General features: G+C 50.2%; 10 protein-coding genes and 1 pseudogene. 8 read left to right on the top strand and 3 right to left on the bottom strand.

What is annotated here, in order from left to right:
• Nucleotides 1-376: 376 nt before the first annotated feature.
• Nucleotides 377-1,531, bottom strand: coding sequence for a methionine adenosyltransferase (gene metK, locus JJB97_RS12560; RefSeq protein WP_238714345.1), 1,155 nt, complete (start codon nt 1,529-1,531; stop codon nt 377-379).
• 793 nt (nt 1,532-2,324) lie between these two features.
• On the opposite strand from metK, the gene speA reads away from it, so the two are divergent.
• The 3 genes from speA to JJB97_RS18645 all read left to right on the top strand — a co-directional run bounded on the left by speA (nt 2,325) and on the right by JJB97_RS18645 (nt 7,710).
• A complete protein-coding gene (gene speA, locus JJB97_RS12555) occupies nt 2,325-4,301 on the top strand; it encodes a biosynthetic arginine decarboxylase (RefSeq protein ID WP_238714344.1) in 1,977 nt (658 codons plus the stop codon).
• A gap of 252 nt (nt 4,302-4,553) precedes the next feature.
• A complete protein-coding gene (gene speB, locus JJB97_RS12550; RefSeq protein ID WP_238714343.1) occupies nt 4,554-5,474 on the top strand; it encodes an agmatinase in 921 nt (306 codons plus the stop codon).
• A 658-nt stretch (nt 5,475-6,132) separates the two neighbouring features.
• Complete coding sequence (locus JJB97_RS18645; RefSeq protein ID WP_317978224.1) at nt 6,133-7,710, top strand: methyl-accepting chemotaxis protein; 1,578 nt, start codon at nt 6,133-6,135, stop codon at nt 7,708-7,710.
• 380 nt (nt 7,711-8,090) lie between these two features.
• Here the strand turns inward: JJB97_RS18645 and JJB97_RS12535 are convergent, their stop codons facing one another.
• Nucleotides 8,091-8,999 carry a LysR family transcriptional regulator gene (locus tag JJB97_RS12535; RefSeq protein ID WP_238714342.1) on the bottom strand — a complete coding sequence of 303 codons (909 nt, stop codon included), beginning with the start codon at nt 8,997-8,999 and terminating at the stop codon, nt 8,091-8,093.
• Nucleotides 9,000-9,231: 232 nt separating this feature from the next.
• On the opposite strand from JJB97_RS12535, the gene JJB97_RS12530 reads away from it, so the two are divergent.
• The 5 genes from JJB97_RS12530 to JJB97_RS12510 are packed head-to-tail and all read left to right on the top strand — an operon-like array spanning nt 9,232 to nt 14,498.
• Entirely contained in the window at nt 9,232-9,720 is a 489-nt protein-coding gene (locus tag JJB97_RS12530) for a nucleoside 2-deoxyribosyltransferase (protein WP_238714341.1), read from the top strand.
• Complete coding sequence (locus JJB97_RS12525) at nt 9,710-10,792, top strand: thymidylate synthase (protein WP_238714340.1); 1,083 nt, start codon at nt 9,710-9,712, stop codon at nt 10,790-10,792. The genes JJB97_RS12530 and JJB97_RS12525 overlap by 11 nt, the downstream gene beginning before the upstream one ends.
• 17 nt (nt 10,793-10,809) lie before the next feature.
• Nucleotides 10,810-12,027, top strand: coding sequence for an MFS transporter (locus JJB97_RS12520; RefSeq protein WP_238714339.1), 1,218 nt, complete (start codon nt 10,810-10,812; stop codon nt 12,025-12,027).
• The gene (locus JJB97_RS12515; RefSeq protein ID WP_238714338.1) at nt 12,028-13,296 is read left to right on the top strand and encodes an ATP-grasp domain-containing protein; all 1,269 of its coding nucleotides are present in this window, start codon (nt 12,028-12,030) and stop codon (nt 13,294-13,296) included. It abuts the gene before it with no gap.
• Entirely contained in the window at nt 13,293-14,498 is a 1,206-nt protein-coding gene (locus JJB97_RS12510) for an ATP-binding protein (protein WP_238714337.1), read from the top strand. The genes JJB97_RS12515 and JJB97_RS12510 overlap by 4 nt, the downstream gene beginning before the upstream one ends.
• Nucleotides 14,499-14,683: 185 nt before the next feature.
• On the opposite strand, the pseudogene JJB97_RS12505 reads toward JJB97_RS12510, so the two are convergent.
• Nucleotides 14,684-15,361, bottom strand: a pseudogene (locus JJB97_RS12505) (DDE-type integrase/transposase/recombinase); the annotation flags it as partial.
• Between the last annotated feature and the right edge of the window lie 36 nt (nt 15,362-15,397).

Genomic DNA, 15,397 nt, shown 5'->3' with positions numbered 1-15,397 from the left:
CGCTGCGCTGAGAAAACGGCTGTGCGGAGGTAATGCGTTATAGCCGGGAAGCCGTGTGCGTGGGCTGTGTTGACAAAATATAAAAAAGCGAGACGGTTGACAAACCCCGTCCTGTTGCAGACAGGTTGGAGGGGACACAATAAAAATTAGGAAAATCAACGCATTGATTTTCGCCCGCTTACCACAAAGAAGGAAAAAAACCGTTTTTTTCTTCTTTGTCAACAACCTGAAGCCAGCGTGACGCTGGCTTTCAGGTTCATGAAAAAAAACGGCCAGGATGTGTCGCCCGATAGGGTTTACAGCCGAAAATCAACGAATTGATACTTCCGTCATGTCGGGCCGAAAGGGTTCAGCCCGAAGACTGCGTAAAAAACGGTTATTTCAGGCCGGCGGCGTCGCGCAACTGCGCGGCTTTATCGGTTTTTTCCCACGGGAAATGCTCGCGCCCAAAGTGGCCGTAGGCGGCCGTTTCTTTATAGATAGGATGCAGCAGGTCCAGCATCTGGATAAGACCATACGGACGCAGATCGAAGAATTCACGTACCAGCAGCGTCAGTTGTTCAGGCGCAACTTTCTCAGTGCCAAAGGTTTCAACCATGATAGACGTCGGCTCGGCTACGCCAATGGCATAAGACACCTGAATTTCACAGCGATCGGCAAGCCCTGCGGCAACAATATTTTTTGCCACGTAGCGCGCGGCATAAGCGGCAGAACGGTCAACTTTCGACGGATCTTTGCCGGAAAACGCGCCGCCGCCGTGGCGCGCCATGCCGCCGTAGGTATCAACGATGATTTTACGCCCCGTCAGGCCGCAGTCGCCCATTGGGCCGCCGATAACAAAACGCCCGGTTGGGTTGATAAAGAACTTGGTGGACGCGTTAAGCCATTCGGTGGGCAACACCGGTTTGATGATTTCTTCCATCACTGCTTCCTGCAGCGCTTTCTGGTCGATATCTTCCGCGTGTTGGGTAGACAGCACTACGGCGTCGATACCGACAATTTTACCGCTGTCGTACTGGAAAGTGACCTGGCTTTTGGCGTCCGGGCGCAGCCACGGCAGGGCGCCGTTTTTACGTACCTGCGCCTGGCGCTGCACCAGGCGATGCGCGTAGGTGACAGGCGCCGGCATCAGCACGTCGGTTTCGTTAGTGGCATAGCCAAACATCAGGCCCTGATCGCCTGCGCCCTGCTCAAGCGGGTCGGCGCGGTCAACGCCCTGGTTGATATCGGGAGACTGCTTGCCAATGGCGCTCAGCACGGCGCAGGAGTTAGCGTCAAAGCCCATATCGGAATGCACATAGCCGATTTCACGCACGGTATTACGGGTGATTTCTTCGATATCGACCCAGGCGCTGGTAGTGATTTCACCGCCTACCAGCACCATGCCTGTTTTTACGTAAGTCTCACAGGCAACGCGCGCTTTTGGATCCTGTTGCAGTATGGCGTCCAGCACCGCATCAGAAATTTGGTCAGCAATTTTATCGGGATGCCCTTCCGATACAGACTCGGACGTAAAAAGGTGTTTAGCCATGTTTTCTTCACCCTAAAGGAAATCAGTAAGATGGACTGCGACGTCAAAAAACCCTCGTAGCAGGAAGTCCAAAAGAGAGTTTTGTGCGAGTAAAGCCACGGGCAGTCTGAATGTTAATCGGTATAGATGGATTAACTTCTGGACGTCTATTTTAGGTTAATCCATAAAGGGATTACCAGCGATTTTTGGCCTGAGACATATTGTGAAAAACTTTTGCCGGCAGCCCGTGGAGGAAAGCGGACGGGCGCGCATATTTTATTTTGCTTTTTATGCCGTCTGTCGGTATAAACGGCGCAGCACGGCCGCTGCCGGAAATACCCTACTTTTCCGCACGATCGGGACACGTAATTGACTGCTTAACGCTACCGCATTCCTGCGCTGGTTTACCGGCCTGCGGAGCGTGGAGGTGATACGATCGATGATATACCGCAGTGATTTCTTTGACGCATTACGCCGTCCTGGCGTGCTTGCCGCGTCCCCCTCCGTTATTTCGTTTTTCTGCAATCAGCGGCCCTTATGCCCCTGCGCATCGCCGGATTCACGGGCCGGCGTTGTGTCGGTACGCTGAAATTTCAGCCGCTGCGCGTTTGAAAAATGCGCTCCCGATATTTCCGTGCTCGCTGTGGCGGCACGGTAGGCGTGTTTTACACTGAGATGAACATGGAACCATTATTATGGTGCGCTATACAGCAACTTATGCTGTTAAGGCGCGCATTAATTGGGTTGTTATCGCAAATATCCCCTGCGATAGTGGTGAACTATTTTAAATATGACGGCAACAGCGAGGTTCGCAATGTCTGACGATATGTCTTCTTTTTCAGGTTCGTCAGCAGGCGAACAGAGCACACTGCGTTCAATGCAGGAGGTGGCAATGCGTTCTCAGGAAGCCAGCAAAATGCTGCGCACTTATAATATTGCCTGGTGGGGCAACGCGTATTATGACGTGAATGAACTGGGCCATATTACGGTATGCCCCGATCCTGAGCAGCCTGAAGCGCGCGTCGATCTTGCGCAGCTTGTTAAAGCGCGTGAGGCGCAGGGGCAGCGCTTGCCTGCCCTGTTCTGTTTCCCGCAGATTCTGCAGCATCGTTTGCGCTCCATCAACGCGGCGTTTCGCCGCGCGCGCGAATCTTATGGCTATAACGGCGACTATTTTTTGGTCTACCCGATTAAGGTTAATCAGCATCGCCGCGTTATCGAATCGTTGATCCACTCCGGCGAACCGCTGGGGCTGGAGGCGGGTTCCAAAGCTGAGCTGATGGCAGTGCTGGCCCATGCGGGTATGACGCGTTCCGTTATTGTCTGCAACGGTTACAAAGATCGCGAATATATTCGCCTTGCGCTCATCGGCGAAAAAATGGGGCACAGGGTCTATCTGGTTATTGAAAAAATGACTGAAATCGATCTTGTGCTGGAAGAGGCCGCGCGCCTGAATGTGGTGCCGCGGCTTGGCGTGCGCGCGCGTCTGGCCTCGCAAGGATCGGGTAAATGGCAGTCTTCGGGCGGCGAAAAATCCAAATTTGGCCTGGCAGCTACGCAGGTGTTGCAACTGGTTGAGAAGCTGCGCGCGGCGAACCGGCTGGAAAGCCTGCAACTGCTGCATTTCCACCTGGGATCGCAGATGGCTAACATCCGCGATATCGCGACAGGCGTGCGTGAATCGGCGCGGTTTTACGTGGAACTGCACAAGCTGGGCGTAAAAATTCAGTGCTTTGACGTAGGCGGCGGCCTGGGGGTGGACTATGAAGGTACGCGCTCGCAGTCAGACTGCTCTGTCAACTATGGTTTGAATGAGTATGCCAACAATATCATTTGGGCTATCGGAGACGCCTGCGAAGAAAACGGGCTGCCGCATCCGACGGTTATTACCGAATCAGGCCGTGCCGTAACCGCGCACCATACGGTGCTGGTGTCTAATGTTATTGGCGTGGAGCGTAACGAATATACTGTCTCTCAGGCGCCGGAAGGCGACGCGCCGCGCGCGTTGCAAAGCATGTGGGAAACCTGGCAGGAGATGCACGAGCCGGATAACCGCCGCTCGCTGCGTGAATGGCTACACGATAGCCAAATGGATCTGCACGATATCCATACCGGCTATTCGGCAGGCACCTATAGCCTGCATCAGCGCGCATGGGCCGAGCAGCTTTATTTGAATATGTGCCATGAAATTCAAAAGCAGCTCGATCCGTCGAACCGCGCCCATCGGCCGATTATTGATGAACTTCAGGAGCGCATGGCGGACAAACTGTACGTTAACTTCTCGCTGTTCCAGTCGATGCCGGATGCCTGGGGGATTGATCAGTTGTTCCCGGTACTGCCGCTGGAAGGGCTGAACCACGCGCCGAGCCGGCGCGGCGTGCTGCTGGATATCACCTGCGATTCCGACGGCGCTATCGATCATTACGTGGATGGCGACGGCATCGCCACGACGATGCCGTTACCGGATTACGATCCGGATAACCCGCCGCTGCTGGGCTTCTTTATGGTGGGCGCATACCAGGAAATACTGGGTAACATGCATAATCTGTTCGGCGACACTGAGGCGGTAAACGTTTTTGTCTTCGCAGAGGGGAAAGCGGAAGTGGAGCTTTCCGACGAAGGGGATACCGTGGCCGATATGCTGCGCTACGTGCAGCTCGATCCGGATACGCTGCTGACCCGCTTTCGCGATCAGGTTAAACAAACTGGCCTGGATGAGGCGCTACAGCAACAGTTCCTGGAGGAGTTTGAAGCAGGGCTGTACGGTTACACGTATCTCGAAGACGAGTAGCGCGCGGCGCTTGAACGCGGCGATCGTTAAGGTGATAATCCGCGAACAATATATTTGCGGTGTCCGCGTTTGCAGATACCCGCACTAAATCCACTCCCTTCCTCGTCGGGTTAACGACGCGGAGGGGTTTTTTTTATCCCCGGTAAGCGTTGCGGCCCGGATGCTGTTGTGATGGTTTTCCGGCTGATATAAGCCTGGCGCCGCTGTACAAACGTTCCGGGCCATGCAACATCCTTTTCAGGAGGGCGGTTCATGAGCACCTTAGGCCATCAGTACGATAACTCTCTGGTTTCCAACGCGTTTGGTTTTTTACGTTTACCGCTGAATTTTCAGCCTTACGACAGCGATGCTGACTGGGTTATCACCGGTGTTACGTTTGATATGGCGACGTCTGGCCGTGCGGGCAGCCGCCACGGGCCGGGCGCGATTCGTCAGGCGTCCACGAACCTGGCATGGGAACACTGTCGTTTCCCGTGGGACTTTGATATGCGCGGGCGTCTAAACGTAGTGGACTGCGGCGATTTGGTGTACGCCTTCGGCGATGCGCGTGAAATGAGCGAAAATTTGCAGGCCCATGCGGAAAAATTGCTGGCTGCCGGCAAACGCATGCTTTCTTTCGGCGGCGATCATTTCGTGACGCTGCCGCTGCTGCGCGCCCACGCGAAACATTTTGGCAAAATGGCGCTGGTGCATTTCGACGCGCATACCGATACCTATTCTAACGGCTGCGAATTCGACCACGGCACAATGTTCTGGACGGCGCCGCAGGAGGGACTTATTGACCCGAAGCATTCGGTGCAGATTGGTATTCGCACCGAATTCGATAAAGATAATGGTTTTACCGTACTGAGCGCGCCGCAGGTAAATGACCGCAGCGTGGACGACATACTGGCGCAGGTAAAACAGATTGTCGGTGATATGCCAGCCTATCTGACCTTTGATATAGACTGCCTCGATCCGTCCCATGCGCCGGGTACCGGTACTCCCGTTATCGGCGGGCTGACTACTGACCGTGCGCTTAAGCTGGTGCGCGGCCTGAAAGATTTGAATATTGTGGGTATGGATGTGGTGGAAGTAGCGCCGCCTTACGACCAGTCAGATATTACAGCGCTGGCGGCCGCCACGCTTGCGCTGGAAATGCTTTATATCCAGGCCGCTAAAAAAGGCGCGTAACCACCGCGCTTTATCGTGTTGACAAAGCGGGCAAAACGTAGCTTTGCCCGCTTGGCGGTAACGGCCGAAAACCAACGCATGGGTTTTCGCGCTTTCCGGGCTGAAATTGTTTAGTCCGGAAAATCCCACCTGACCCAGGCACGCTGAGAGTGCCGACAAGCCCCATTCTGACGCAGACAGAATGGATGTAACGCAATTTACCACAAAGAAGAAAAACACCTGTTTTTTCCTTTTTGGTTAACAAACTGGGCGCGCTGAAACGGCTGACAAACCCCATCCTGTCGCAGACAGGATAGATGAAATACAATAAAAAATAAGGAAAATCAGTGCATTGATTTTCGCCTGCTTACCACGAAGAAGGAAAAACCCCGTTTTTTCCTTTTTGGTCAACAAACTGGGCGCGCCATCGGCTCGCTTTTTTTACCTCTGCCGCGTGAGACTAACCCCCAACGAAAACATAAAGCATGCGCTGCTCTGGCCCGTGCCGGGCGTAAAAACGGCGCTCGTCAAATCCCCGGTCGTTAAGCGTTGCTTAAAGGAAGTAACTTTGTGTTTTCTAAGTGAAACGTAAGTTGGCTTAGGTTTTTTTAATTGTTAAGCAAGTTTGAGTAACTACCGCCGAAATAGGGTTAAAACGGCGATAGTAATGGGAAAGACTATGTTAAAAAGAATCACGGTAATACGCAGCCTGATGGCGGCACTGGTGTTGTTTGGCTTACTTCAGATTGTTTCCGCGGTATTTTTCTACAAAACGGTTAAGGAAGATGGCGCAAATCTTACAGAGTTACAGATGATAAACCAGCAGCAGTCGCTCCTGAATGAAGGCTGGGCGTCGTTGCTGCAGGCGCGTATCAATTTAAGCCGGGCCTCATTGCGTTTGATGATGCAAAAGCACGATCCCGCAACGGTAACCAATCTTGCTGAACTGGTAGAAAGCGCGCAGGTTTCACTGCGCGAAGCCAGAGAAGATATGAAAACATTCAAACAGATTGAGCGCGATCCGCGTATCAATGCGGCTACGGTTGAAAAAGTGTTATCTGAATTCAGCAATTATGATGCGGTGCTGACGGAGTTTGGACAGATGCTGAAGGCGGGCGATCTTGACGGCGTGGTTGCCCAGCCGACGCAGAAACATCAGGACAGTTTAAAAAAGAGCCATGATGAGTTTCAACGTGAAATTACCCATGTTTACCAGTTAGCAAAGGATGAATTGTTAAATGCATTGAAGTTAGCGATGGGGATACTGGCCATTATCTTTGTGGTTATTGTCGGGGTGATGGCGCTGGTCTGGTATGGCTTCCAGGGCATACTTATTCGACCCCTTAAGCAGCTTATCGGAAATATTCGCAGTATTGCCCGTGGCGATCTGGTGAAAAAAATTGAGGTTGAAGGCACTAATGAAATGGGACAACTGGCTGACAGCCTGCGTGAAATGCAGGCGGCGCTGATCCAGACCGTTGGCGATGTGCGTCGCGGCGCCGAGGCGATTTATTCGAAGTCGGAGGAGATCTCTGCCGGTAATGGCTCTCTGTCTGCCCGCACTGAACAGCAGGCCGCCGCGCTGGAAGAAACGGCCGCCAGCATGGAACAGCTCACTGCGACTGTGAAGCAAAATGCGGATAACGCCGATCAGGCGCGTAAGATGGCGCTTGTGGCGTCAGAAACGGCGCGCCAGGGCGGCCTTGCGGTGGGGAATGTGGTCATGACAATGAACGGCATCGCCAGCAGCTCGCAAAAAATTGCCGATATCACCAATCTGATCGATGGCATCGCTTTTCAGACGAATATACTGGCGCTTAATGCCGCCGTTGAAGCCGCGCGCGCCGGTGAACAGGGGCGCGGTTTTGCAGTGGTTGCCAGCGAGGTGCGTAGCCTGGCGCAGCGCAGCGCCGAGGCCGCGAAAGAGATTAAAATTCTCATTGATGATTCGGTCAGCCAGGTTGCCTGCGGTTCACAACAGGCGGAGGATGCAGGCGAAACGATGAACAACATCGTGCAGGAGATTGATAACGTCAATAAAATCATCAACGAAATTGCCTCGGCGTCTGAGGAGCAAAGCCGCGGCATTAGCCAGGTGAGTATTGCTGTGTCAGAGATTGATACCGTTACGCAACAAAACTCCTCGCTGGTGGAGGAGTCCGCGGCCTCTGCCGTGGCGCTGGAAGAGCAGGCCGAGCGGCTGAAGCAGGCCGTTGCGGTGTTTCGGATTGAACGCGGCAGCGCTGGGCGGGCGTAAAGCCAGGCCGTTTGATAGGTAACGGTTACAGCCTTGCGTGTGAAAAGCGTAGCCTCTGTATGAGAGGCGCAAGGCGTGCTGATGGGGCTGCGATGTTGTCAGCCCCGGGGAGGCGGGTCCAGACCTGCGCGCGCGGTTTCTTTCGATAGCAGTCTTCGAACAAATATCAGTCAGCGGGCGTCGCCTGCGTAACAACAGCCACTGTACGTCACTATGCCCTTCGAAAAAGGTAGCTGTACCATGGTTACACGCAGAAAAAATTCTACATGTTGATGCAGTCTATAATGCTGTGGGCAAGGTTCTGATTGATGCTGATAGCATTCATCGACACGGAAAAATTACCTATTTTGTTAATCACGCCAAAAAGTCGGCAATGGCGCTCAGTTCTTTGGCGAAAAATATCTTCCTGCCGCCAGTTCACTGCTGATGAAATCCGAAAAGGCTCGGACTTTTGGAGAGAGGTGTCGGTTTGAGGGCCAAATCAGCGTCATCGCACCCAGCGGCAACATAAAGTCGGTCAGGAGAGGAATCAGTAACCCCTGTTGGAAGGCTTCCTCAGCAACGTATACCGGAAGATGCGCCACACCTAATCCATCCACTGCGGCGCGCAAGCCCGCATGGGTATTATTGAAAATCAGATTGCGTGGCAAATCCAGATTTTCATAGGGCTTAACAAATGACCAGGCGGCAATACGCCCACTGGACGGATACTTGAAATGAATGCAGTAGTGATCTAACAGATCGGTTGGCGTGCCGGGTAAGCCATGCGCCTTAATGTAGGCTGGTTTCGCGCATACCACAAAATATTGCTCGCCTAACTTCCTGCCAACCAGCCTGCTGTCCGCCAGTTCCCCGCTGCGTACGGCAACGTCGATGCCTTCGGCAATCAGATCAACCACGCGATCTTCAAAATCGATATCCAGTTGTACATCGGGAAATTGCGCCAAAAACTTCGGGAGCAGGGGCATCAGCAGCGAATGACCAAATATCTGCGGCACACTGACGTGTAGTTTTCCTCTTGGCGAGGCGCGCGTCTCGGCAATCAGCGCCTTGGTGTTGCGAATCTCATTCAGAATGAATTTGCACCGCTCATAAAAAACGTGCCCTTCTTTTGTTAAGCCAATACTGCGAGTGGTGCGATGAAACAGCCGTACCCCAAGATCGTCTTCCAACCGGGCGACACCCTTGGCAATCGCCGAAGGTGAAATGCCCAGCACGCGGGCGGCAGCGGCGTAACTGCTGAGTTCCGCCGCATGAACAAAGGCATTGATGCTCCGAAAGCTTTCCATCCCAACCCCGTATTAATGACTTTTTTTCCTCAGTGTAAGTACGCTTACTTATATTTACAATAAAAAGTTCCCAACTTAGTCTTATCTCATGCTTGGGTGGAAAAAATTGGTACAACATATTTTCACACGTTTTAATACCCTAAAGGATATAAAACGCCTATTAATTTTAATATATCGAATGACGAACGTTGGCATTCGTCGTGATCTTTACTTTATTATATGGAGAAATGTAATGAGTGAAGTAGTACATACTCTTGCTGGTGATTTTGTCGCTGAAAAATCATTATGCATTTATTTTGCTGGATCAATTAGAGCGGGAAGAGATGATGTTCCCACTTATGCAAAATTGATTAATAAACTGAAAGATTACGGAAAAGTACTCACCGAGCACGTCGGTGATTACCATTTATCTGTTGGGGGGCAGTCATTTTTAAGTGATAAGTTTATTCACGATAGGGATTTATATTGGCTGAGAAATTCTCAGGTATTGGTCGCTGAAGTTACTACGCCAAGTCTGGGCGTAGGCTATGAAATTGCCTACGCCAACATTTGGCGCATTCCGGTAATTACGCTGTATAAACGTGGAGAAAAATCAGTCTCAGCAATGATTTCAGGCAGTGAAGGCTGTCGTCATTTCGAATATGAAAATGTTGAAGAGGCATATCACATCATAGAAATAGAAATGGTGAAGTTAGGCTATGAGGCACATCATGAATCGTAATATCACCGCGGCATTGGTAAATATACTGGATAATATTCTGAACAATGGTATGCGCGTAGGATCGCGTGATCAGGAACAAATGGAAGTTTTATCGACGTTGACTAAAATACAGCATCCCACCGAGCGCTTCTTGGTATTGCCTTATCGTAATAACAATGTATTCGCCCAAGTGGCTGAAACATTATGGGTGCTTTCTGGTCGCAATGACCTCGCCTTTTTAAATCATTACCTGCCTCGTGCAGAAGATTTCTCCGATGATAAGTTGACCTGGCGAGCGGCTTACGGGCCAAGGTTACGTAACTGGAAAGGCAAGGTTGATCAGTTGCAAGAGGTCGTAAAACGTTTCAAAGAAGATCCGCTCACCAAGCGTGCAGTGATGAATATTTTCGATCCCGAAAGCGATTACCAGCAGACCAAAGACGTGCCTTGCAATAACTGGCTGCATTTTATTCAGCGCGATGGTTGTGTTGATTTGCATGTTACGGTACGCGCCAATGACGCTATTTGGGGATTCAGTGGCATCAATTTCTTTGAATGGAGCGTGTTGCATGAGATTATAGCCAATACGTTGGGATGGAAAGTGGGTAAGCTATCGTGGTATGTCGGCACTTTCCACATCTATTCCCGGCACTATGCCACAGCAAAGAAGATTGCCGGTTTAAACCGCCCGCTCAGCTTGTACGAATGCAAAATTAAACCCACTTCTATTACCATAGGGGTTGACGAGCTGGATGGGGTGTTAAAGCAGGTCTTTGAAGCCGAACGGTGTGTAAGAGCAGGAGAGTTCAACAAGGCAACAGAAATAGATAAACGAATTCAGGATCCGTTCTTCAGAAACGCCGCCATATTAATGAAGATTTATAGTGCGTTAAAGCTGAACGTGGAGCGAAATATCATTAATAACTATCTCCATGATCTGGGCAAAACAGATTTTCATATTGCAGCTCTGGAATATTTAAGTCGCAAATGGAAATCGCAAAACACGCTGGAAAGAATTAAAAATATCTCACCGGAATTCTTCCAGTCATTTACTAATATGCAAAGTTCTATTGCCTGTAGTCTAACGGCATAGTTCTGAAAGGTCTCTGCGTGGAAAATATATTTAAAGTATCTGTACCCAATATAAATCGTTCCAAACTCTTTGTGACGTCCACCGTTCTCAATGCAACGGGAAGTGGTTTGATCATGGCGTTTATGATGATCTATTTTAATCGGACTACGACGCTTAGCTTATCTGTCATTGGATTATCAATTGCTATTGGTCGCACGCTGTCCTCTATGGCGCCCATATTAATTGGTCAATTACTGGATAAATTAGGCCCGAAGAAATTGTCAATCTATGGTGATTTTATTAGTGGTATGGGTTTTATTATGTGTCTTTTCGCCAGAGACCCCATAACGATCATACTGACACAGTTTTTCACACAGACAGGGGTACATATTTTTTGGACCAGTAATCGGGGATTGGTGACATTAGCCTCAGGCAACAGCGGTACAAAAACCTGGTTCGGATTAATTGCCTCTATACGTAATATCGGACTTGGCTTAGGCACCTTTTTTACATCACTAGCGTTGGAAATTAATTCGGGTGAAAGTTTACACCTGGTTATTATTTCCGCCGCATTACTGTTCTTTTTATCCTGCCTGGCGTTGTTGATATGGCAACCCACAAACACGCAGGAAAAAACATATGATGCCGGAGACACGGAGAAGCACAGTTTAAAACGGGTATTTGCTGACACAACCTATCGTCGGCTCCTTATCGTCAATTTTGGTTTGGTACTGGCCGCGATGGTGATCCCGCTGGCTATCGTGGTGTATGTCACAGAGCAACTAGGTCTTTCACCCTTTTTATCGGGAAGTCTGGTGATTCTTAATACGGTGATTGTGGCGGGGTTAAGCACACATGTTGCCTCATGGACGAAAAATCATGATCCGGTAAAAAATATTAAATGGTCCTATTTTTTTAACATTTTTTCCTTTGTGCTTTTTTGGCTGGCAAGTATCACTTTAGAAAATAAACTAGTGACCTGCACAATATTAATTATTGCTATGTTGATTTATAGCCTGGCGGAAATTCTCTCAACTCCCGCCGCTAATATGCTGTGCATCAACTTAGCTCCCAGAAAAAACAATGGGAGTTATATGGCAGCATTTCAGATGACCTGGTCCGTGGGTATGACCTTATCACCAGCTATATTTGGTTACTTACTTGATTTAAATAAACACTCCACATGGGCTGTTCTTCTACTGCTAACCATTTTGATTTTTAGCGTGGGTTTCAGAAATTTAAATGAGGAAAAATAAGTGAACGCTACAAATATTGAGACAAATAAAAGCATTCTGGTAATCGAGCCAATTGGTATGGGCGGAGAGTTGTTACTAAAAACCATTCGCTCGCTAGGCTATCATGCAGTTATCGCTACGACAGAACATGTTTATAACTCCATGCTGCAAAATTCCAGGTCCATGATTGATGAGGCAATATTCGTAGATTTTTCGGCCAGAGAAAGCGCGATTGAAACGCTGGTCGATGAATCAAAGCGCAAAGGCGTGGCAGGCGTTGTGGTGGCCTGGGAGTTTTTAACGGATATTGCCGCCGAGGTGGCGCAGCAGCTTAATCTCTGCGGTCCGGATGCATCGCTATCACATGCACGCCGAAACAAACATTTTATGTATCGCACACTCTCGCAGGCGCGATGTCCGCTACCAGCATTGCAGGCGGTGTTAACGAATGTGGATAAAATCAAACAATTACCGCTTGAAGGATTGACGTATCCACTGGTGGTGAAGCCCGCTGAAAATGCGGCGTCGTTTGGAGTTTCCGTTTTAGAGGACAGTAAAGACCTGGTGCAGGCTTGTCAGGATGCTGCCCAATGGACCCATGAATACCCGCATGGTATTCCCTTCAGTAACGAAATTCTTATACAGGAATATATTCCAGGCCGTGAGTTTAGCGTTGAAGGGATTTCTATCTCTGGCCAATATTTGCCTTGGGGCGTCACCATGAAGTTCACCACGTCTGGCAAAGCGCGCGCAGAAACCGGGCATATTTTCCCGGCACCTATTGACACGCGTTTACGTGATGAAATTCTCGCAGTAGCAAAACAGGCTGTCATCGCTCTCGGCATTACCAATGGCATTAGCCACACCGAAGTTAAGTTAGATCAGCAGGGTAAACCTCGCGTGATTGAAAGCTGCTCAAGACCCGCAGGCGACTATATTCCGCGCCTGGTTGAACTCGCCACGGAAGAAAATCCTTTGGCCATTTATGCCAGGCAGGCAGTGGGCGATCTGTACGCAGACTTCATGCCCGCCGCGCCTAAACGCTATTCTGCGGTGCAATTTATTCGCCCGGAAGTGGAAGGAACATTTAAATCGCTCGCCATTCCCTCAAGACTCAAGAGTGCTGAGATCATCGAAACCCGCATCACGGCACCGGTCGACTCACAGGTAAAACCGGGCTCGACCAATATTGAGCGCCTGGGATGGGCCATTTTTACGGCCAATGATGAGCAGTCGGTTCTTTCAGCCATGGATGAATTATCCCAACTTACCAAGGTCGATATCGCATGAACACCTCGACTTTTCTGTGCATCCGCTCACTGGATATCACCCAAGCCTCGCCTTTCCTGCAAATGGCCTGGCAAAAAATAAAACGCACCCATCCACATTCACTACTGTTTTTAAAGGATCAGCCAGCCATGGCGACTTTGCCGCCCGACGGAGCGATAGAGGGAGATATCGACCTCAACGCTCACGCCGTAAAAGCCGTCAAGCGGGTAATCTCATGGTCCATCCCCAATGAAAGGACCATTGAAGATGTGACATTACTCAACAGCATCGAAGCGATTCCGGGACCGTTGAAAGCAGTGTATAAACTTTCCGACAAGCGTGCGACCAAAACGCTGTTTGAACAGTTTGCTCTGCCGACACCAGCATGGGAAATCCTCGATCGGGAGTTCACGCAAGGGGCGCTATTAAAAGACAATTTTGGCGGCAAACTTGAGTGTGATTTAGTCAGCCACATATCTTTTCCCCTGATAGCAAAACCACTGTGGGATTGCATGGGGCACGGTATTGAGATCATTCACGATGAGCGCGCCTTAGTGCAGACTCTCTGTACCAATGCGCACAGAAACATCCTGATTGAGTCTTTTATTGATGGTGTACTGGGCTGCGTTGAAATTATCGGCACGCCAGGCAATTATGTATTCCAGCCTGCATGCTACACCGGGCAAAGCATCCATGGCGTGTGCTCTAATTTCGATGCGATTCGTGTGTCGCATCCCGACTTTTTCAAAACCCAGCTCAATGAAGATATCCAGTCACGCCTATGCAACTTATTAAGTCACATCTCTTTTTCAGGTGCCTGCTGCGTAGATTTTATTGTGAAAGGTGAGGAGATTTACTTCCTGGAGATCAATCCGCGTATCAGCGGCATTAGCTGCTTGAGTTCTGCGGCAAGTGGCATCAACTCCTTCGAAGCGCTCTATCTCATTACGAGTGGAGAGTGGTGTAAAACCCGCGTGTCGGAAGATTTCATCAAGAACGGTGCAGTGCAAATTGGCGGACAGTTGGCGGATGACTTTTCACCACTGCTTAAAGCTGAAGGGGCGAAAATCACCCTCTTTCGCGATGAGATAATTAACGTTGATGGAGTATCCTCAAGAAATATCATCGCAGGTGGGTGTCCTGAAACCATTTTGAATATACTCAAGCCCATCGATCACACCATCTTAAAGTGGCTCAGAGAAATATCCTCAGCTGGTGCCTGATATATCTACCCTCGAAAGCCTCTGCAAATCCGGCTCCATAAATGCTGGGGTCGGATGAGCAATCGCTTCTTAGTTGCAGGTTCTTTACTTCGACGGCCTATTTTACCACCTTTCCTGCTACTATCGCCCGATTATCTCCACTGATGCACGGGCATATCAATATGCTGGGGCATTATGCTTTCATGTTATCGGATGACATTTAAAATGGAGATCTGAGAGCATTTGGATTTGACCCTATATATCCAGACACCTTTTNCGCTGTGCGGATGATGTTCGTTGTAATGACTGAACGCCACCGCCAGGTTTATCACCGCTGCCTGGCTGTCCGGTTTCGGCATCATGCTGATGTAGTCCCGCTTTATCGTTTTCACGAAGCTTTCTGCTATGCCGTTGCTTTCCGGGCTACGGACTGCTGTTGTACACGGCTCCAGCCCCAACATCCGGGCGAACGCCCGCGTTTCATGCGCCCTGTAGGCTGAACCGTTATCCGTCAGCCACTCCAGCGACTCTGCTGGCAGTTGCCTTCCGAAGCGTTTTTCTACTGCGCCCAGCATGACATCCTGCACCGTTTCTTTGTCATAACCACCAGTACTTGCTGCCCAGTTGATTATTTCCCTGTCGCAGCAGACCTGTGCGAAGGTCATCCGCAGCTTTTCGCCATTGTCATAGCGGAACTCGAAGCCATCTGAGCACCAGCGCCGGTTGCTCTCAGCTACCGCCACCCGCCCTTTATGTGCCCGCTTCTGCTGATGGTCAGCAGGTTTACGCTCAGGAAGCAGATGGTGGGCTCGCATAATACGGTATACCCGCTTTGCGTTAACCACTGGCAGACTCTCCCGCTCTGACTCCCGTCTCAGCAGTGTAGTGGTCAAGTAATATTGGCCACGGTTTTACAGTAA

Origin of the sequence: Tenebrionibacter intestinalis (assembly GCF_016632365.1) — a bacterium.
Lineage (GTDB): Bacteria > Pseudomonadota > Gammaproteobacteria > Enterobacterales > Enterobacteriaceae > Tenebrionibacter > Tenebrionibacter intestinalis.
Note: the sequence above shows the minus strand (reverse complement) of the source record. Positions and strands in the feature narration are given on the sequence as shown.